At 71.8% G+C, this 18,415-nt stretch carries 17 protein-coding genes and 1 pseudogene; 10 read left to right on the plus strand and 8 right to left on the minus strand.

What is annotated here, in order from left to right:
- Window positions 1-187 precede the first annotated feature (187 nt).
- Together ACIP79_RS06000 and ACIP79_RS06005 are read right to left on the minus strand one after the other, a co-directional pair.
- Complete coding sequence (locus ACIP79_RS06000; RefSeq protein WP_401220893.1) at window positions 188-844, minus strand: response regulator; 657 nt, start codon at window positions 842-844, stop codon at window positions 188-190.
- Window positions 844-3,330 (minus strand): histidine kinase, encoded by a 2,487-nt coding sequence (locus ACIP79_RS06005; RefSeq protein WP_401219913.1) that lies wholly within the window; start codon window positions 3,328-3,330, stop codon window positions 844-846. The genes ACIP79_RS06000 and ACIP79_RS06005 overlap by 1 nt, the downstream gene beginning before the upstream one ends.
- Before the next feature lie 157 nt (window positions 3,331-3,487).
- Here ACIP79_RS06005 and ACIP79_RS06010 point away from each other — a divergent pair, with 157 nt between their 5' ends.
- A complete protein-coding gene (locus tag ACIP79_RS06010) occupies window positions 3,488-3,808 on the plus strand; it encodes a hypothetical protein (RefSeq protein ID WP_401219916.1) in 321 nt (106 codons plus the stop codon).
- Here the strand turns inward: ACIP79_RS06010 and ACIP79_RS06015 are convergent.
- Both ACIP79_RS06015 and ACIP79_RS06020 read right to left on the minus strand, forming a co-directional pair.
- Window positions 3,793-4,242: a hypothetical protein gene (locus tag ACIP79_RS06015; RefSeq protein WP_401219918.1), complete on the minus strand. Its 450-nt coding sequence runs from the start codon at window positions 4,240-4,242 to the stop codon at window positions 3,793-3,795. The genes ACIP79_RS06010 and ACIP79_RS06015 overlap by 16 nt on opposite strands.
- A gap of 276 nt (window positions 4,243-4,518) precedes the next feature.
- A complete protein-coding gene (locus ACIP79_RS06020; RefSeq protein WP_401219920.1) occupies window positions 4,519-5,241 on the minus strand; it encodes a DUF4232 domain-containing protein in 723 nt (240 codons plus the stop codon).
- Window positions 5,242-5,454: 213 nt separating this feature from the next.
- On the opposite strand from ACIP79_RS06020, the gene ACIP79_RS06025 reads away from it, so the two are divergent.
- Window positions 5,455-6,759, plus strand: coding sequence for a helix-turn-helix domain-containing protein (locus tag ACIP79_RS06025; RefSeq protein WP_401219922.1), 1,305 nt, complete (start codon window positions 5,455-5,457; stop codon window positions 6,757-6,759).
- A 335-nt stretch (window positions 6,760-7,094) separates the two neighbouring features.
- A complete protein-coding gene (locus ACIP79_RS06030; RefSeq protein WP_401219925.1) occupies window positions 7,095-7,970 on the plus strand; it encodes a TauD/TfdA dioxygenase family protein in 876 nt (291 codons plus the stop codon).
- A 19-nt stretch (window positions 7,971-7,989) separates the two neighbouring features.
- On the opposite strand, the gene ACIP79_RS06035 is transcribed toward ACIP79_RS06030, so the two are convergent.
- Entirely contained in the window at window positions 7,990-9,180 is a 1,191-nt protein-coding gene (locus ACIP79_RS06035) for a PucR family transcriptional regulator (RefSeq protein ID WP_401220896.1), read from the minus strand.
- Between the two features lie 310 nt (window positions 9,181-9,490).
- Here ACIP79_RS06035 and ACIP79_RS06040 point away from each other — a divergent pair, with 310 nt between their 5' ends.
- From ACIP79_RS06040 to ACIP79_RS06065, 6 genes and pseudogenes are all read left to right on the plus strand, one after another.
- Entirely contained in the window at window positions 9,491-10,366 is an 876-nt protein-coding gene (locus ACIP79_RS06040; RefSeq protein WP_401219929.1) for a DUF4394 domain-containing protein, read from the plus strand.
- A 177-nt stretch (window positions 10,367-10,543) separates the two neighbouring features.
- A complete protein-coding gene (locus ACIP79_RS06045; RefSeq protein ID WP_401219932.1) occupies window positions 10,544-10,930 on the plus strand; it encodes a hypothetical protein in 387 nt (128 codons plus the stop codon).
- 218 nt (window positions 10,931-11,148) lie between these two features.
- Window positions 11,149-11,505, plus strand: a complete 357-nt coding sequence (locus ACIP79_RS06050; RefSeq protein WP_383679938.1) for a PRC-barrel domain-containing protein — start codon at window positions 11,149-11,151, stop codon at window positions 11,503-11,505.
- A gap of 34 nt (window positions 11,506-11,539) precedes the next feature.
- Entirely contained in the window at window positions 11,540-11,710 is a 171-nt protein-coding gene (locus ACIP79_RS06055; protein ID WP_401219935.1) for a hypothetical protein, read from the plus strand.
- An 83-nt stretch (window positions 11,711-11,793) separates the two neighbouring features.
- Window positions 11,794-12,174, plus strand: coding sequence for a hypothetical protein (locus ACIP79_RS06060; RefSeq protein WP_401219938.1), 381 nt, complete (start codon window positions 11,794-11,796; stop codon window positions 12,172-12,174).
- Window positions 12,078-12,793 (plus strand): annotated as a pseudogene (locus ACIP79_RS06065) (DUF3500 domain-containing protein). The gene ACIP79_RS06060 and the pseudogene ACIP79_RS06065 overlap by 97 nt, the downstream one beginning before the upstream one ends.
- A gap of 26 nt (window positions 12,794-12,819) precedes the next feature.
- On the opposite strand, the gene ACIP79_RS06070 reads toward ACIP79_RS06065, so the two are convergent.
- A complete protein-coding gene (locus tag ACIP79_RS06070; protein WP_401219941.1) occupies window positions 12,820-13,320 on the minus strand; it encodes a hypothetical protein in 501 nt (166 codons plus the stop codon).
- A gap of 351 nt (window positions 13,321-13,671) precedes the next feature.
- Here ACIP79_RS06070 and ACIP79_RS06075 point away from each other — a divergent pair, with 351 nt between their 5' ends.
- Window positions 13,672-15,618 carry a YncE family protein gene (locus tag ACIP79_RS06075; RefSeq protein WP_401219943.1) on the plus strand — a complete coding sequence of 649 codons (1,947 nt, stop codon included), beginning with the start codon at window positions 13,672-13,674 and terminating at the stop codon, window positions 15,616-15,618.
- 36 nt (window positions 15,619-15,654) lie between these two features.
- Here ACIP79_RS06075 and ACIP79_RS06080 read toward each other — a convergent pair whose 3' ends face one another.
- Window positions 15,655-16,680 carry a hemolysin family protein gene (locus tag ACIP79_RS06080; RefSeq protein ID WP_401219946.1) on the minus strand — a complete coding sequence of 342 codons (1,026 nt, stop codon included), beginning with the start codon at window positions 16,678-16,680 and terminating at the stop codon, window positions 15,655-15,657.
- A complete protein-coding gene (locus ACIP79_RS06085) occupies window positions 16,677-18,011 on the minus strand; it encodes a hemolysin family protein (protein WP_401219949.1) in 1,335 nt (444 codons plus the stop codon). Before ACIP79_RS06085 ends, ACIP79_RS06080 begins: the two co-directional genes overlap by 4 nt.
- Window positions 18,012-18,415: the final 404 nt, after the last annotated feature.

The following is an 18,415-nucleotide window of genomic DNA, read 5'->3' on the forward strand; positions in this document are numbered from 1 at the left end:
TGGCTCCCCCATGCGGCAGCGTCGTCCCACCGGTCACGCGGTCCGCCACCGCGCCCGGCCTCACCGGACCTCAGTGGATCCCGTCCGGCGCTTCCGCGGCTAGCCGCCATCCGCTTCCGAACCGGTTCCGACGCCGAGGAGGGCAGGACGTCCGCGCGGGCAAGCGGTGACAGGGCGACGCGCGGAGTCAGTCGACGGGCATACCGCCGGGGCGGATCAGCCCGACCTCGTAGGCCAGGATGGTCGCCTGCACCCGGTCGCGCAGCCCCAGCTTGGTGAGCAGGGCGTTGACGTGGGTCTTGACGGTTCCAGTGGTGACGCCGAGGGCGGTCGCGATCTCCGCGTTGGCCAGCCCCGAGGCGATGTGGAGCAGCACTTCCCGTTCACGCGGGGTGAGTCGGCCGAGAGCGCCGGTGACGGCGGGGGGCGGGGGCGCACCCTGGGCGAAGGAGTCGATGAGGCGGCGGGTGACGGCCGGAGCGAGGATCCCCTCGCCGGAGGCCACGACACGGACCGCGGACAGGAGGTCCTCGGGCTGGGCGTCCTTGAGCAGGAAGCCCGAGGCGCCGGCCCGCAACGCCTCGTACACATAGGCGTCGTGGTCGAAGGTGGTGAGCACCAGCACGCGCGGCCCCGTCGCCGCGGCGGTGATCAGACGGGTCGCGGTCAGCCCGTCCATGCCGGGCATCCGGATGTCCATCAGCACCAGGTCGGGTGCCTCGCGGGCGGCGAGTTCCACGGCACTCGCGCCGTCACCCGCCTCACCGACCACGGTCATGTCGGGTTCGGCGTCGACGATGGCGGCGAACCCCGCACGGACCACGGCCTGGTCGTCCACGACCATCACGCGTGTGGCGACGGTGACACCTCCTGGGCCGGGGCGGGACTCGGTACCGCCGGCAACGGCAGCAACGCCCTCACCGTACCCACCGGTTCGAGGGTGACCAAGCCCTCCCCCGCGGTGGCCTGCGCCCGCAGGCGTTCCGCGACCGGTCCCGTCACCGCCAGTCGCACACCGGTGATCGTGAGATGCAGTGCTCCCCGGCGCCGCCGCAGTCCCACCCGGGCGGGCCGCCGGTCTCCCGCGCCGAGCGCCGCCTCCACCATCCGGTACACCGTGAGGATCACCGGCGCGGGCAGTCCCTCGGCGGCCCCGGGGACACCGCGTACGGTCACCTTCCGGCCGGGGGGACCCGCTCGCCGGCACAGCGCGTCGAGATCGGCCACGGTCGGCTGCGGCGCGGGCGGCCGGGCGGAGGCCCGGCCATCGCGGGCGCCACGCGGATCTCGTCCGCCGCCTCCCCCGCCTTCACCGTCTCCGCCGTTGATGTCATTGCTCTCGCTGCTCTCGCTGCTCTCGCTGATCTCATTGCTCTCGTTGATGTCGTGCAGCAGTTCCCGCATCGCCGCGAGGGCCGCCCGGGCCTCGGTGGCCACCTCGTCCAGCCGTCCCTGGCGGGCGAGTTCGACGAGCGCGGCGGTGCGGTGCAGCACCGCGTCCCGCAACCGGGTGGCCAGCCGGTATCGCTCGGCACCCGCCGCTGTCTCCGCCTGCCACACCGACCGGCTGAGGGCGAAGTCGTCGCGGGCCACCACGCTCAGCCGTCGGCTCCGGACCAGCAGCCCCACACCCCAGACCGACGCGAAGACCAGAAGGAGCAGCGCTCCCAGCGGTACGACGACGAGCGCCAGGGTGAGTACCGAGGGGTCCTCGCCGATCAGCGCGCCGTCGGCCGCCGCCGCCGCGGTCAGCGCGCCGGCGGTCGATCCCGCGGCCACGAACGGCGCGGGCCAGGTGTACGCGGCGCCGCGGCCGTAGGCACCGAGGGTGTGGACGGCCAGCGTCTCGGCCATCAGACCGCCCACCATGAACTGCGCCAGGTTTCCCGGCAGGCCGGCCGCCAGGCAGGCCACCGGCCACAGCCACGACGTGGCGAGCACCCCGGCCGACACCCACCAGGGCGCACGTCGCCGCCACGGCAGCGGCAGCGCGTGCAGAGCGAACAGCGCGGACACCAGGCCGATGGCCCAGGGGCCGGTCCCGGCGTGGGACAGCTGCCGTTCCTCCACGGCCAACAGCACGACGAACAGCGGGAGTACGGCCGTACTGAAGGCGAGCGCGCTGTCCGTGATCCGCCGCTCGCGCGGGAAGTCACGCCGCCGGGGACGTACGGCGGCCTGCCCGGGCCCCGCGATGTCGGGCAGTACGGCGCGGACACGCCAGCCCCCGTCGGGCCCGGCGCCTGCGGTCAGTTCACCGCCGACGGCCACCGCGCGTTCCCGCATCCCCGCGAGACCCCTGCCGGATCCCATTCCTCCGTAGGGGGCCGGGCCGCGCGCGGCGGCGTTGTCCACGGTCAGTTCCAGCGTCCCGTCCTCCCGGCGGACGACGACCCGTACGGCCGCTCCGGGTGCGTACCGCAGGACGTTGGTGAGGGCTTCGCGCACGATGCCGTGCACGGCCTCGGCGGCGGGGCCGACGAGGTCGTCGGGCAGCTCGGTGGCGATCGGGCGGCCCAGGCGGCCGAATCCGGACACCAGGTCCTGGATGCGCCCGGTCATCGGCTGGGAGTCGGCGTGGCCCGCTTCCCGCATCACCGCGACCAGCCGGTGGATCGCGGTCAGGGTCTCGCGTCCGGTCCGTTCCGCGAACTCCAGTGCCTGCGCGACGAGTTCGGGCTTGCGGTCGCCAAGTCTGCGGGCCACGTCCACGGTGACCACGACCGAGGTCAGATGGTGGGCGCTGACGTCGTGCAACTCGCGGGCGAGCCTGCCGCGTTCGGTCTCGCCCGCCTGCCTGCGGCGCTCCTCCGCCAGGGCCAGCAGACGGTCCGCCGCCAGCCTCCTGGCCAGCCACTGCCGACGTGCCTGCCCGAGCCCGGCGCAGCTGACGTACATGGCTGCCTGGAGCGCCAGTTGGGACGCCAGGGCGATGTGGAAACCGGAGTGCACGGCCGCCGACAGCAGGGCGGACCCGACGGCGGCGGCGAGGGCGCGTGCCGTGACCGAGGCGGAGCAGCGGACCGCGACGGAGAAGAGGGCGACCGTCAGAGCGAGATCGGCGTACGCGTCGTACGCCGTCGCCTGGCCCAGGACCGACGCCCCCAGCGTCCACGACAGTGCCCGCACCGGCTGGAGGCGCCGCCGGCTCAGCGCGACCGTCTCGACCGCGACGGCGACGAGAAGGCCGGCGAGACCGAGCGGGCCCGGTGTCCGGATGTCCAGCGCGGTCGAGCCCGGCCACAGCAACAGCGCCTGCACGGCGGCGAGCAGACCCGGCAGCGCCCAGTTCCGTGTCCTGTCCATGCCCATGTTCATGTTCATGTTCATGTCCCGCACGAGCGTAGGGCCCGCCGGGCGGTCAGGACAGCGGGCCTCGGCACCGCGCGCCCGGGAAGTCTCCACACGCGTCTCCACCCTTCGGTAGAGGCCCTGTTCGTCCGTCGCGCCGACGACTCACCGGCCGGCCGACGGAATGCTGATGGGCATGGACATCACTTCGCTCGTCATCGCGCTCAGCGTGGTCGTGATCATCACGTCCGCCTTCCTCTCCGTCGTCAACGAACCCCCGCTGTGGGTCTATCTGCTGGCCGGCGCGGGCTCGCTGCCCCTGACCGCCGCCCTGCTCGACACGTCCGCCCTCACCTCGGCCGTCGGGGACGGTTTCGTCGGCCAATGGGCCGTACGGTTCGCCGTCATGTCCGTCGTCACGGCCGTGCTGGGCTTCTTCGTCGGCCACAAGAGCGACGACGGCGCGGACGACGACCGCACCTCCGACCGTCGTCCGTCACCTCATCCGACGGTCTGAGCGGGCGGCGGTACGGGGGTCCAGTCCGGGCCGCGGTGGTCCCACCGCCATCTCCCCAGGACGTCGAACTTCTCGTCGAACCCGCGGTCCCAGGCGAGGAACCCGGTCGTGGGCGCGCGCAGCCGGGTGCGCCGGCCGCTCACCTCGTAGATGACGACCGTGCTGGTGCCGAGGACTGGCTCGACGCGGATCGCCTGGACGTCGCTCCAGGGGATGGTCCGACGGCGCAGGTTGTGCACGACGGCCGCCGACGGGGTGAGCGTGACGCCGAAGCGGAAGGGGAGCAGGCTGCCCAGCACCAGGGCGGCGGCCCAGAGCGCGGCCACGGCGACCTGGCCACCGGAGTACGTGCCGTCGGTCCCGAGCAGGCCGGCGAAGGCCAGGCCGCCGAAGACCGCGGGCAGCACGGGCAGCACCCGTTGCCGGACGGTCATCCGGAACCGCACCTCGACCGACGAGGAGGCCCCTATCGAGGAGGCCCCGCTCGCCGAACGCCCCATCCTGGCCACCCCGTTGCCCGTCGCGGCCCGGTGCCGCGGTGATCGTCGGTGCAGCTTGGCGGCCCGCGGCCCCGGTGTCCAGTGCCTCCTGTTCCGTCTCCTGTTCGTTCCCCGTTCCGTCTCCCGTCCCGTCCCCGTTCCGTCGTACGGCGGGACGGGCGGCCCGCGCCGCCGGGCACCGGCGTACGCGGGCCGGGCAGCAGCAGCCGCTCACCAGGCGAGGGCGTCGGCCATCTGCGTCTGCCAGTACGAGACGCTGAGCGTGCTGTCGACGTACACGCCCTTCGCGGGCAGGGCCGGCTTCGCGGCGGTGCTCGCGCTCGTGTCGAAGAGGACGGTGAGGGACCTGGCCGTGTAGCCGTCCGAGCCGCTGCCGTCGGCGGCCGACAGCAGGACACTCGCGTAGCCCGACTCGCCGGGGGTCAGGGTGACCACGGCCTGCGGCTTGGAGTCCTCGATGGCCGGCGGGACGGACTGGGCCTCGCCGAACCGGACGGCCGGGTAGCCGACGAGGTCGCAGTTCCCGGAGCCGGTGTTGGTGACGGTGAGCAGGATGTGGTTCAGCGGCCGGGAGACCACCGTGGCGGTCGTCCTCGTGGCGGCGGGGGAGCAGGGCTTGAGGCCGGATCCGGAGTCGTCCGTGTCAGTGGCACCCGAAGAACCCGTGGAGCCCGAAGAACCGGTGGAGCCCGAAGAACCGGTGGACCCCGAGGAGACCTTGGAACCCTCGGAGCCGGTCGTGCCGCCGCTCGTCGAACCCTTGGACGCCGGGCCCGACGGGTCGGACGTGGTGGGCGAGGAGCCGGAGCCCGACACCGTGGAGGAGCCCTCGTCCTTGACGCCCTTTCCGGAGTTGCACGCCGTCAGCGTCAGCGTGACGGCCGTGAGGGCGGCGGCGGCGAGCAGGTGGGTGCGGTGTGTACGTGCGGACATGTGATCCCCTGGGTGCGGTACGGGTCTGTGCACGGGCCGCTCGACCGGGTGCCGGGAGCGGCGTGCTTGGATGGCCCGAGCTTGCGCGGTGCTCCGTCCCAGCCGCCACAACCGCCGGGACATCCGGGACGCCGGAACGCTTGCGGCACCTCTGACCTGGGGGAACGACCTCCCCCTGGAACGACGGTCCGGGACGGGACGAGAGGGAGAATGGTGGCGGGGGACGAATTCCCGGAGCTGTTGGGCAGGCTGAAGGAGCGCTCCGGGCTCAGCTACGGAGTGCTCGGGAAGCGGCTGCACATGAGTGCGTCCACGCTTCACCGGTACGTCAACGGGGATGCCGTACCGACGGATTACGCACCCGTGGAACGGTTCGCCCGGGTGTGCAGGGCGACACCCGAGGAACTGCTGGAGCTGCATCGGCGCTGGATTCTCGCGGACGCCCGCCGGGGACAGAAGACGGGCGCGGCCTCCGCCGAGACCGAGGCCGAGCCCAGAACGCGCACGACGGAGGCTGCCGACCCCACTCCCGAGCCCGCCCCCACAGCCGCCCCCGGCATCGAACAACCGGCCTCCCGCACGGCTCCCAAGACACCCACAGCACCTCGCCGTCGGCGTACCGCCCTCCTCGCCGCCACCGCCGTGGTCGCCGCTGTCGCCGCGGCCACGCTCGTGGTGAACCTGGTGTCCGGGGAGGGGCGGGACGAGCGGGACGGGAAGCAGTCCGTGGGGGCCGCCGCCTCCGAGTCCGCCGACGGGAGTCCCCGGGCCTCCGGGTCGCCGGACGCGAAGGAGTCGTCGGCCTCGCCGTCCGCCTCGCGCGGCGCCGACCGCACGGCTTCCGCCTCTCCGAGCGACCGGGCCTCCGAGGCGGCCGTGGCCGACGGTGCCGGGGAGGACGGGGCCACCGCGCCCACCGTCGTGGTCAACCCGTACAAGTGGGACAACCCGTGCAGCCAGCACTACCTGATCGACCAGGAGGCCGGGCAGGTGCCGCCCCCGCCGTCCGAGCCGGACGCGCGCGGCTGGGTCAAGGCCCTCGGCGGGGTCGCCGCCGAGGAGCAGATGCTCGCGCTGACCGTGCAGGGCACCGGGAAGGCGACGGTCGTCCTGGAGGCGCTGCACGTCAGGGTGGTGGAGAAGAGCGCTCCGCTCGCCTGGAACGACTTCACCATGGGGGTCGGGTGCGGCGGCGGCGTGGAGACGACGTCGTTCGGTGTGGACCTCGACGACGCGCGGCCCTCGGTCTCCCCCAAGGCCGGGCAGCGCGACTTCCCCTACAAGGTGAGTGAGTCCGACCCCGAGGTCTTCTACGTCTTCGCGGACGCGCGGGCGTCCAACGTGAGCTGGTACCTGGAGCTGGACTGGTCGAGCGGCGACCGGCACGGCACCGTCCGCCTCGACGACCAGGGCAACCCCTTCCGCACCAGCGGAAACGCGGGCCGGCCCGCGTTCACCTATCCGCCCGGCTACTCCGAGTGGGGCCCGGCCGCGACGGAACCGGAGAGCGCCGGCTGAGCCTGCGGCGCGGGCCGCGCATCGGGGTCCAGAGAGTGGAACCCCCCTTTCCGGCGGGTCGGCGCTGCTGTACAAATGGGACCCATGACTCACGGACTCCTGGTGCGAAGGCTGGTCATCGACCTGTGCCACCGCCAGGCCGCGTGTTGTCGCTGATCCGGCGCTCCTGACGCCCCCTCCCGCCGCGCGGTCACGCACCCGGCGGAGCCCGTTCCCTCCGGCGCACCTTCCTTCCCCTCGGCGCGGGCCGCCTCGGGCGTCCGCGGGATCCCTCGTCTTCCGCCCACGCGCCGAGGTGCCGGCCCCGTCCCGAACTCCCAGCAAAGGAACCGCAGATGAGCATCCTCAGCGACCGGCCCGCGGCGACGCGACTGCCGGTCATCGAACTCGGCCCGAACTTCGGGGCCGAGGTCCACGGCATCGACCTCGCCCGCCTCGACGACGACCGCGTCACCGCGATCCGGGAGGCCCTCGTCCGGTACAAGGTCCTCTTCGTACGCGGCCAGCACACCCTGACCGACGCCGCGCAGATCGAGTTCGGCCGGCGCCTGGGCGAGGTCACCGTCGGACACCCGGTCCACGACTCCGGTGACGTGGCCCCCGAGGTGTACGCCCTGGACAGTCAGGACAACGGGTTCTCCGACGTCTGGCACACGGACGTGACGTTCGTACGGCGGCCCCCGGCGATCTCCGTCCTGCGGGCCGTCGTGCTGCCGCCCAACGGCGGCGACACGAACTGGGCCGACAGCCAACTCGCCTACGAGTCGCTCTCCCCCGGCCTGCGGACGTACGTCGACACCCTCACCGCCGTCCACGACGGGAGCCGCGAGTTCGGCTACTACCTGGCCCAGCGCAGGCAGGGCCGCGGCAACCTCTGGGACGGCGAGGTGTTCACCGAACTGACGCCGGTGGAGCACCCGGTGGTGCGCGTGCACCCCGAGAGCGGACGCAGGGGACTGTTCGTGAACCCCGGCTTCACCTCGCACATCGTCGGCGTCTCGGAGTACGAGAGCCGGGGAATCCTCGACATCCTGTACGGCCACCTCACCAAGCCCGAGCACGTCGTACGCCATCGCTGGCAGCCCGGCGACGTCGCCCTGTGGGACAACCGCAGCACGGCGCACTACGCCAACCGCGACTACGGCGACCGGCACCGCGTCATGCACCGCATCACCCTGCGCGGGGACACGCCCGTGGGCCCGACGGCCTGATCCCGGCCCGCGTGACCGCTCAGCGCCAGGAGCCCGACAGGCTCCGGGTGACCACCGAGCTCAGCACGCGCACGCCGTGCGTCGAACCCGGGTCGAGGCCGGTGAGTTCACGGACCCGGCGCAGCCGGTAGTCCAGGGTGCGCGGGTGGACGTGCAGGGCCTCCGCGGTGGAGCCGCGGTTCATGTCGTGGCGGTAGTACGCGTCGAGCGTGGCGAGGAGGTCGGGGCCGGGTTCCAGACGCCGGGCCACCCCGCGCAGCCATTCGTCGACGAACGGCACGTCCGCGACCGCGAGTTCGACGAAGACGTCCGCCATGGTGTGCGGGCGCAGCAGCGCGGAGGGCCGCCGCAGCGGGGCCGCCCCGCTGATCCGCCGCGCCCGTTCGAGGCCGCCGGCGAGAGCGGACAGCGGTGCGACGGCGGTGCCGACGGCACAGGGACGGCCGAGAAGCTGGGCCAAGTCCCGCAGGAGGCTGCTGCCGGTCCGCGTTTCCGGGGCTTCGGCGGCCCGGGGTGCCAGGACGATCAGCTCACCACCGCCGCCGCGCTCCGGACTCCAGGTGAGCGGCACCCGGTGGGCCTCCACCAGCGCCTCGATCTCGCTCTCCAGCGCGCGGTCGCCGACGGGGAGGTCAGGCACCCGGATCACCGTCACCTCGTAGTACTCGGCGAGCTCCATGCCCGCGACCAGGGCGAGTTCGGCGGCGGCCGGATCCTCGGCCAGCAACGACCGCGCCAGCAGGGCGACTTGTTCGACGTACGGGAGGCGGCGCCGCATCACCGTCACGAAGCCCTGGTGGTAGGCACCGATGCCGCGCTCGCCCTGCGGGGCGAACCAGCCCATGATCCGCATGAGTTCGTCCACGTTGCCGCCGCGCTGGGCCTCCGTCGCCTCGTTGATCTCGCGCAGCATGAGCGCGGTGTGGACGCGCAGGACCTGTTGCCGCGACTCCCGGGACATTCCCGAACCGGCCCGTGTCTCGCCCATCGACGCGATGTAGCCGAGGTCGTCGTCGGTCAGCATGCCGTTCTCCGGGGCCAGTTCGACCGTACGGCGCCTGAACCACACCGAGTACTCCAGCGTCTCGGCCCTGGCGCGGGAGTTCGCGTCCAGGGAGCCGAGTTCCGGGATCTCGCGCACGTACGTGTCGACCTCGCGGCGGGCGTTGGCCGACGCCTGCCGGGCCAGCTCGGCGAAGAGGCTCCCCATATGCGTGAGCATGTCACACAGGGTGAGGGGTCGACAGATGAAAACTGGACGGGGATCTGTCACTCCGGGTGAATCGCCGGGGATTTCGGCGCGGGCCTTTTGTCACCGTTCGCAAAGTTCCCGGAACCGCGCGTTCCCGTCGCCCGATCCGCTTGTCGGGCCGGGGCGTTCTGGGCTTAATGGGAACCGCCGCGCAGCCGCCCGCGGGATACGCGCATCGCCTTCACCACGCGAAATCATCTCGAATCCGAGGCGGCCCATTCTTCGCGCGCCGGAAAACCACGTCTTTTCATCTGGGAGGGAATCCACCATGAAGTCTGCGACGAGAAAGAGAATCGCGGCGGCGGCCGCGGTCATGTCCGTGACGACCGCGCTCACGATGGCCGCGCCCGGCTCCAGCTCCGCCGCCCCCACCGCCACCCCCAGCCTGCGGGCTTTCGGCATCACCGGTGACGGCACCCTGATGGCCACGTTCACCACCGACAAGCCGAACATCCTCGACTGGGTCCGGGCCGTCACCGGCCTCTCCGGCGACACCAAGCTGCTCGCGATCGACCACCGGGTGCAGAACGGGCTCATGTACGGCCTCGGCGACAAGGGCGGCATCTACACGATCGTCACCCCGCCGGCCACCACCGACGTGGTCGTCACCAAGGTCTCCCAGCTCAAGACCGCGCTCTACGGCACGACCTTCGACATGGACTTCAACCCGGCGGCCGACCGGTTACGCGTGATCAGCGACTACGGCCAGAACCTGCGGCACAACCTGAACGACCACACCACGGTCGCCGACAGCGCCCTGAACATCCCGCCCGCCACCACGATGGCCCAGGGCGTGACCGCCGCCGGCTACACCAACAACGACCTGGTCGGATCCACCGGAACGACCCTGTTCGACATCGACACCCTCAACGACCAGGTCGTCATCCAGTCGCCGCCCAACGCGGGCAACCTCGTCGCCACCGGCCTGCTCGGCTTCGACGCCGGGCTCAACGCGGGCCTGGACATCTTCAGTTACCTGACCAACGGCAAGACGACCTCGATCGCCGCCTTCGCCACCCTCGCGCCGTACGGCGCGAGCACGCCCTCGCTCTACAGCCTCAACGTCCTCACCGGGGAACCGACGGCCATCGGCCAGTTCCCGCTGAACATCACGGACCTCGCCATCTCCCTCACCGGCACCTGAGCCGGCCCGCACCCCACCACCTCGCCGCGGCCCGGCTCCTCCCGGACCGCGGCGAACCAGTGCCGTCTTCGGGCGTAGTGTCGGCGTGCCCGCTGTCCACCAGCCGCCCGTACCCCGGCCGCGACCCCACCACGTGGGCACTCGCCGGCCCGACGCACAGGGAAGTGGCACACCACCATGTACGACCAGACACGCGCCCAGCAGCCCGCGAGCGACCTCCCCGGCCGCGCCGACCGCCGCACCCCGGGCCCGGAGCCGCTGCTCCCGCCGGACCAGCGCGAGCAGCTCAGCCTCCGCCTCCAGAAGGCCCTGAACACCTTCGCCGACAACCCGGCCCAGGCCCTGGAAGAGGCCGAGGGAGCCCTCGACGAAGCCACCGCCCAGCTCGTGAACGCCCTCGCGGAGCGGCGGAGCGCCCTGCACGCGGCATGGCAGGAGCAAGAACGGGAACAGGAACCACAACAGGGCCAGAACAAGGGCCAGGACCCCGAGGCACGGTCGACGGAACTCCGCCTCGCGCTGCGGCAGTACCGGGAGATCACCCAACGCCTGCTGCGCATTTAGGCGGCCGGTTCCTAAACCGTGCGAGCAACTCCAGTTCCAGAAGTCCGGGCAATTCCAGCAAATGGGCAAACCGGGCGAACGCACCGAGAAGCGTCATCCGCAGTAAAATGGGCCGCGGGTCGGAGCACTCTCACGTGCGGCCGCCCGGAAGGGCGAATCCGGCGTGTCCGCGCCGGATTCGTTGCCGCAGCCGCAGGCGCGGCGGAAAGGGAGACGGCATGATCCAGGCAGCCGACATCCGGGAGTGGCGCACGCATGACGTCGTCGACGAGAACGGGCACAAGATCGGCGTGCTCGAGGCGGTCTATGTGGACACCACCACCGACGAACCGGCCGTGGTCACCGTCCTGACCGGTCTGCCGACCCGCCGGCGCCTGATCTTCGTCCCCGTCTACAAGGCGGTGCTCGGACCCGGCTACGTCAAGGTCTCCTACGACAGGAACCACGTGCGAAAGGCCCCCTCGATCGGCACGGACGACGTCCTGCCCGCCGAGCAGGAGCCCGGCATCTTCGAGTACTACGGCCTGACCTACCAGCCCGGCGCGAGCGGCGAACGGCAGCTCGCGCGCCGCTGAGTCCCCCGTCCGGACCAAGGGAGGTGTTCGAGTCATGGTGATCTTCCTGCTGCTCGCCCTCGTGGCCGTCGTGCTGGGAATCATCGGCGTGGCGGCCGAGGGGCTGGGCTATCTGCTGGCCATCGGCATCCTGGTGCTCGTGGCCGACGTCGTCCTCGCCACCGTACGGCTGTCCCGGCGAGCCCGGCGGCGGCCGCTGCGCTGACCGCTCCCGGCCACCGAGCACGCGGGCGCTCCGCCCACGCGGACCCCGCCCGGCGCGGACCCGGAGCCGCCGCGGTCGCGGCCATGAACGGCTGTTCCGCGAACTCCTCCGACAGCGCGGGCTCCTCCTCGTCCCCCGCCGCCTCGGGACCCCCGGACGGCATGCCCTCCGGCGGTCCTGGCGGCGGTGGCGGCATGGGGCCCGGCGCCAGTGAGGTCAGGTACGCCGACTTCACCGGCGTCACCACCGACGGGAAGATCGTCGAGGACCTGTACTCGGTCCACTCCACGGACGTCTCCACCGACGCGACCGTCAAGGCCGCCCAGGCCTTCCTGGACGGGCCGAGGGCGCCTACTTCTTCACGGTCATGGGCACCCCCTCGACGACGAAGCCCTGGGGATTCCAGTACGAGGGCCACCACGTGGCCATCAACTACTTCGTCCTCGGCGACCAGGTCGTCATGACGCCGACCTTCATGGGCTCCGAGCCCACCTCGGCGACGTACGACGGCGAGAAGATCGTCACCTTCAGGACGGAGACGACGGCCGGTCTGACGCTGCTGCGCTCCCTGACCTCGGCGCAGCGTGCCGAGGTGATCTCCTCGACCGCGGAGAAGAGCGGCGACGACATGCAGGCGGGCGCGGGCAAGGACAATGCCAAGCTGGCCTACCAGGGCCTGGCCGGCTCCGAACTCACCGCCGCCCAGCGGGACAAGCTGCTCGACCTGGTGCGCGTCTACGTCGGCTACCTGGACGACGGGCACGCCGGGGTGAAGATGGCGGAGGTCGAGAAGCACCTCGACGACACGTACTTCTCCTGGCTCGGCGGGACGGAGGAACCTCGGCGTTCTACTACCGGGTGCACAGCCCGGTCGTGCTCATCGAGTACGACGCCCAGTCACCGCTGGCGTACGGCACCGGGTCCGGCGCCACCCCTTCCAGCGGCGGCGCTCCGGCGGGCGGCGGCATGGGCGGGCCGGGCGGCGAGCCGACGCAGCAGCACATCCACACCATCGTCCGCACCCCGAACGGCAACGACTACGGCGTGGACCTGCTCAGGCTGCAACTGGAGAACGACCACTGAGGTCCGCCTCCGGGGCCTCAATTCGCCTATTCCCCGGCCCACTTGCGCAGCAGCGCCTCGCGTTCCTCGCGGCGCGGGGTGCTGTCGTCGGCCTGCTCGCGGCGCCAGGCGAGCAGGTCGGCGACGTCCGCGGTGCCGTCGGCGAGGCGCTCCAGGAGAATGCGGGAGAGCTCGCGTTCGCTCTCCAGGTAGATCCCGCCGGGGGCCGCCGGGAGGGCGCTCACCTCGACGCTCTCGTCGAGGGTCGCCACGTGCACGGTGAAGGCGGGCGGGAGTTCGCCGTCGCCGGTCACCAGGACGACCAGCGAGTCCAGGGCCATCGAGGCGAGGCGCCGGCCCGCGGACCGTACGACCAGATCGCGGGCCTCCAGCCGCCGTACCCTGTCCCAGCTCCAGGACGCGCCGTTGCCGAGCCCGAGGGTCTCGACCCCGTCCCGCGTCAGCCGCACCCCGGACGCCGTACCGGTGGGCTCGGCCCCCACGTACACGGCGTCCTCGGTGATCCAGAACAGGCCGACCATGGCCATCGGTGCCTCCAGCGGCTGTGCGGTGCTCGCGCGGGCGAACGGCCTCGCGCCGCCCACGTGTCGGCCTGTGAGACGGCCGGGGCGCCCGGCCGGTTTCGTCCGCGCCGGTGAATTCGCGGGTATCGCCCGGCCCGCGCCGGATCCCGCACCACCCGAACCGGCCACCGGCCACCGGCCACCGGCCGACACCGTTCACCGGAAACTCCCTCCTCATCTGTCACAGGCATGCCATACCCTTCGGACAGCAGCCGCGCCCCGCGCGTCACCGCGACTCAGCGGTCACGTACGGGCGTTGCGCGGCGCACTCAACTCCCGGCCATCCACCGGGTTTTCTTGTGGGGGTACATCACTGTGCGCAGGCGCAGCATCTCTACCGCGACGGCGCTCGCGGTTCTCTTCAGCTCGGCGGCGCTGAGCGTCGTCACGGCGGGTCCCGCGTCGGCGGTCACCGCGACCTTCACCTCGCCCGCGGGCGTCGTCGTCGACGCAACCCGCCAGCGGGTCTTCGTCGGCGACGACACTTCGGACGGCAGGATCGTCGCCGTCGACTACAGCGGCAACCGGGTCGACTCCGTGAGCGGCATCGACGGGATCTTCGACCTGGCCCTGTCCGACGACGGCACCACCCTGTATGCGGCAGCGCGACGCAGTCACGAGATCGTGGCCGTCGACGCGGACACCCTCGACATCGTGGCCCGCTATCCGGTGGCCGCGAGCATCGGCCCGCTGTTCGTCGAGTTCACCGGCGGCAAGGCCTGGTTCTCCTACGAGGGCCAGGCGGACGGCGAGGGCAACCTGGGCTCCATCGACCCGTCGGCCGACCCGGCCGGGACCGACGCGGTGGCACTCGGGCAGCTCCCGGGAGGTGCCGGAACCGGGATCACGCCGTTCCTCGACACCGACCCGTCCGCGCCCGGACTGCTCGCCGTCGCCGGGAGCGACTTCTACGACTCGGCCAAGAACGTGCTGGCCGTCGTCGACGTCTCCGGCGCCACCCCCCAGGTGACCGCCAGGCAGACCGGCGACTACCCGCTGGGCGGCGTCGACGACGTCGACCTCGTACCGGGCACCTCGCAGGTGCTCATCGACGGCGCGTCCCGGCACTCCTACGCGGACGGGACGTTCACCGCCGCGGGCGCCTACCCGGCCGCGCGGGGCGCGGACATCGCCCCCAACGGTTTGATCGCCCAGGTGAACGGCGACCAGGTGTCGGTCTACCGGCCGAACGGCACCAAGGCGGTCCGCACGTACACCGGCGACACGTCCACCGTCGCCTGGGCGCCGGACTCCTCCCGGATCTTCGCCCTCGTGTGGTCGGCGAACGGCTACACCGTCAAGCCCCTCCTCGACCCCTCCCGCAGCGTCCCCACCCTCACCGTGAACGCCCCCGCGTCCGCCACCCGGGCCAAGAAGCTCACCGTCAGCGGCAAGATCTCGGCGAGCGTCCCGCTGCCGGCCGGCGCCAGGCTGGCCGTCACGCGGACCGACCTGGAGAGCACCGGCGGCAAGGCGCTGCCCGCCGTCACGGTGAAGGCGGACGGCACCTACAGCTTCTCCGACACCCCGCCGGCCGGCGGCACCGTCACCTACAAGGTCGGCTACGCGGGCGACGCCGAGCACACCGCGGCCACCGCCTCCGACAAGGTCACGGTCTCGCGCGCGAAGCCGTCGCTGACGCTCAACAAGAACGGCAACGTCTACGCCTACGGCACCGACGTCGCCTTCACCGCGCACCTCGGCACCACGTACAAGAACCGCTCGGTGGAGATCTGGGCGAACCCCTTCGGCGGCGACAAGCCCAACAAGCTGGTGAAGACCGGGAAGGTCAACTCCAGCGGCAACATCGGCGCCTGGGTCGACATGACCCGCGACACCGAGATCACCGCGGTCTTCAAGGGCGACGCCCGCTACGCGCCCCGGACCGTGAAGGTCACGGCGTTCGCCCGGGTCAAGGTCTCCACCGCCGTCTCCAAGCACTACAAGACGGCGAAGATCGGCTCGACGTCGTACTACTGGTTCCACAAGAACACCGACCCGGTCCTGACCACGACCATGTCGTACTACCCGGGCCGCATGCAGCGCTTCGACTTCCAGGTCTACTACCAGGGCACCTGGTACTCGTCCGACTCGGAGTACTTCGCGCTCGCCACGAACGGCAAATCCGCGGTCAGGCTCGGCGCGCCCGGCCAGTCCGGCATCCGGGCGCGGATGCGTTCGACGTACGTCAACAACGGCTCCGGTGACACCGTGAACTCGACGACGTACGGGGCCTGGAAGTACCTGTACTTCTCCAACTAGCCCTCTGGGCAAGGCTTTCCACCGGCCCGGTTCCGGTCACGTGCGCGTGGCCGGGGCCGGGCCGACCAGTTCCGAGAGCACGTCCTCCATCGTGACGAAGCCGAGGACCGCGCCCTTCTCGCCGGTGACCGCCGCCAGATGGCTGCCCGTGGCGCGCAGCGCGGTGAGGGTGTCGTCGAGCGGGGTGTCGATGCGGACCCGGGTGACGGGGTGCAGGGCGGCCCGCGGGAAGGGGCGGTCGCGGTCGGCGACGCCCAGGGTGTCCTTGATGTGCAGGTAGCCGAGCAGGGTGCCGTCCTCGCCGGTCACCGGGAAGCGGGAGAAGCCCGCCCCGGCGGCCTCCCGCTCCAGCCGCGCCGGCGTCACCGTGTGGTCAACCGTGCGCATCTGCGGCACCGGCACGAGGATCTCGCCGACCGGGCGGGTGCCCAGTTCGAGCGCGTCGCGCAGCCGGTCGCCGTCGGCGGGCGTGAGCAGTCCGGCCGCGCTGGAGTCGACGACCATGCGGGCGAGCTGGTCGTCGGTGAAGACGGACTCCACCTCGTCCCTCGGCTCCACTCGCAGCAGCTTCAGCAGCGCGTTGGCGAAGGCGTTGATCCCGAAGACCACCGGCTTCAGGGCCCGGGTGAGGGCCACCAGCGGCGGCCCGAGGTAGAGCGCGGTGGACACCGGCGCCGCGAGCGCGATGTTCTTCGGGACCATCTCGCCGATCAGCATGTGCAGATACGTCGCCACGGTCAGCGCGATGACGAAGGCGATCGGGTGCACCAGGGCGTGCGGGATGTGCGCCGCCTCGAAGGCGGGCTCAAGCAGGTGCGCGATGGCCGGTTCGGCGACCGCGCCGAGCACCAGCGAGGAGACGGTGATGCCGAGCTGGGCGGTGGCCATCATCGCGGAGATGTGCCGCAGCCCCCACAGGGTCATCCGGGCCCGCTTGTCGCCCTCCTGGGCGCGGGGTTCGATCTGGCTGCGGCGCACCGAGATCAGGGCGAACTCCGCCCCGACGAAGAACGCGTTGGTCAGCAGGGTCAGGGCTCCGACGGCGAGCTGGACGACGGTCATCGGGCTTCCTCCGTGACGAGGCCGTGCGCCGCCGCCGGTCCGGTGACGCGGACGCGGTCGGCGCGGTGATGCTCGACGTCGAGCACGGTGAGCCGCCAGCCGTCGAGGTCGACGGTGTCGCCCTCGACGGGGATCCGGGCCAGGCGGGTGGCGACGAGTCCGGCGACGGTCTCGTAGGGGCCTTCGGGCGCGGTGAGCCCTATGCCGGTCAGCTCGTCGATCCGTACGCCGCCGTCCGCCTCCCACACCCCGCGGCCGTCCGGGGTGGCGGGCGCGGGCAGCAGGTCGGGGACCTCGACGGGGTCGTGCTCGTCCCGCACCTCGCCGACGACCTCCTCGACGATGTCCTCCACCGTCGCCACGCCGGCCGTACCGCCGTACTCGTCGATGACGACGGCCATGGTGCGGCTCTCCCGCAGCCGCTCCAGGAGCCGGTCGGCGGGCAGGCTGTCGGGCACCAGCAGCGCGGGGGTGGCCAGTTCGGTGACGGGCGTCACGGCCCGCACGGCGGGCTCCAGGGCCAGTACGTCACGGATGTGGACGGTCCCGACGACCTCGTCGAGGCTGTCGGCGTAGACCGGGAAGCGGGACAGCCCGGTGGCGTGCGTGAGGTTGGCGGCGTCGGCGGCCGTGGCGTGCGCCTCCAGCGCGCGCACGTCGACCCGCGGGGTCATCACGTTCTCGGCCGTCAGCTCGCTCAGATGCAGGGTGCGGACGAAGAGTTCGGCGGAGTCCGCCTCCAGCGCGCCCTCGGCGGCCGAGTGCTGGGCGAGCGCGACCAGTTCCTCGGGGCTGCGGGCGGAGGCCAGTTCCTCGGCGGGCTCCAGGCCGATGCGGCGCACGAAACGGTTCGCCGTGTCGTTGAGGTGCCGGATGAAGGGCCCGAACGCGGCCGTGAACCCCCGCTGGGGCCCCGCCACCACCTTCGCGACCGCCAGCGGGCGCGAGATCGCCCAGTTCTTCGGCACCAGCTCGCCCACCACCATCAGCACGACGGTGGAGACGACCACTCCGAGCAGGGTCGCCACCGTCGAGGCGGCGCCGCCGAGTCCGACGGCCTCCAGCGGACCGCGCAGCAGCACGGCGAACGACGGCTCGGCGAGCATGCCGATCACCAGCGAGGTGACGGTGATGCCCAGCTGGGCTCCGGACAGCTGGAGGGTCAGCTTCCGTACGGCCTTCAGGGCGCCGTCGGCGCCCCGCTCACCCGCCTCCGCGGCCCGCTCCAGATCACCCCGCTCGACGGTGGTGAGGGAGAACTCGGCCGCCACGAACACCGCGCAGGCGAGCGTGAGCAGCAGGGCCAGCAGCAGCAACAGGACCTCGGTCACCGTGCCACCCCCGATCCCCCGCGCATGCCGGTCGGGCGGGATGTGGCACGGCTGGTACTGGGAGGTTCACCCATCGCGGAACCGTCGCTCCTCTGTCGCTGTCGGGTCTAGATGTCGTGTCTGGATGTCGTGTCTGGCGCCGTCGTGGTCCAGGTCCCGTCCAGTGTAAAGGGATCGCAAAGTTGCTCCGCGCGGCACCCCCGTCGCACACTCCTCGGGCAGCGGGCTCCCCGACAGAAACGCTGGATCCTGAGGCAGTCAATATCTGTGGCCGCGAAATGAGAATTTGCCGCGACACGCGATGAGAGTTTTTCGGCCGACAGGCAGAACACATTTACTCAACACACCCCGCCGGTCGCAGCGTGCTACTGTTGATCTCAGTTGCAGTTGTGGTCCCCAGAAAA

The sequence above is a fragment of the Streptomyces sp. NPDC088747 genome, from assembly GCF_044751025.1.
Taxonomy (GTDB): domain Bacteria; phylum Actinomycetota; class Actinomycetes; order Streptomycetales; family Streptomycetaceae; genus Streptomyces.

Excerpts from the sequence above, each read along its gene's own strand:
- ACIP79_RS06000 (WP_401220893.1), bottom strand. The coding sequence starts at position 844 with ATGGTCGTGGACGACCAGGCCGTGGTCCGTGCGGGGTTCGCCGCCATC.
- ACIP79_RS06005 (WP_401219913.1), bottom strand. The coding sequence starts at position 3,330 with ATGAACATGAACATGAACATGGGCATGGACAGGACACGGAACTGGGCG.
- ACIP79_RS06010 (WP_401219916.1), top strand. The coding sequence starts at position 3,488 with ATGGACATCACTTCGCTCGTCATCGCGCTCAGCGTGGTCGTGATCATC.
- ACIP79_RS06015 (WP_401219918.1), bottom strand. The coding sequence starts at position 4,242 with ATGACCGTCCGGCAACGGGTGCTGCCCGTGCTGCCCGCGGTCTTCGGC.
- ACIP79_RS06020 (WP_401219920.1), bottom strand. The coding sequence starts at position 5,241 with ATGTCCGCACGTACACACCGCACCCACCTGCTCGCCGCCGCCGCCCTC.
- ACIP79_RS06030 (WP_401219925.1), top strand. The coding sequence starts at position 7,095 with ATGAGCATCCTCAGCGACCGGCCCGCGGCGACGCGACTGCCGGTCATC.
- ACIP79_RS06035 (WP_401220896.1), bottom strand. The coding sequence starts at position 9,180 with ATGGGGAGCCTCTTCGCCGAGCTGGCCCGGCAGGCGTCGGCCAACGCC.
- ACIP79_RS06040 (WP_401219929.1), top strand. The coding sequence starts at position 9,491 with ATGAAGTCTGCGACGAGAAAGAGAATCGCGGCGGCGGCCGCGGTCATG.
- ACIP79_RS06045 (WP_401219932.1), top strand. The coding sequence starts at position 10,544 with ATGTACGACCAGACACGCGCCCAGCAGCCCGCGAGCGACCTCCCCGGC.
- ACIP79_RS06050 (WP_383679938.1), top strand. The coding sequence starts at position 11,149 with ATGATCCAGGCAGCCGACATCCGGGAGTGGCGCACGCATGACGTCGTC.
- ACIP79_RS06055 (WP_401219935.1), top strand. The coding sequence starts at position 11,540 with ATGGTGATCTTCCTGCTGCTCGCCCTCGTGGCCGTCGTGCTGGGAATC.
- ACIP79_RS06060 (WP_401219938.1), top strand. The coding sequence starts at position 11,794 with ATGAACGGCTGTTCCGCGAACTCCTCCGACAGCGCGGGCTCCTCCTCG.
- ACIP79_RS06070 (WP_401219941.1), bottom strand. The coding sequence starts at position 13,320 with ATGGCCATGGTCGGCCTGTTCTGGATCACCGAGGACGCCGTGTACGTG.
- ACIP79_RS06080 (WP_401219946.1), bottom strand. The coding sequence starts at position 16,680 with ATGACCGTCGTCCAGCTCGCCGTCGGAGCCCTGACCCTGCTGACCAAC.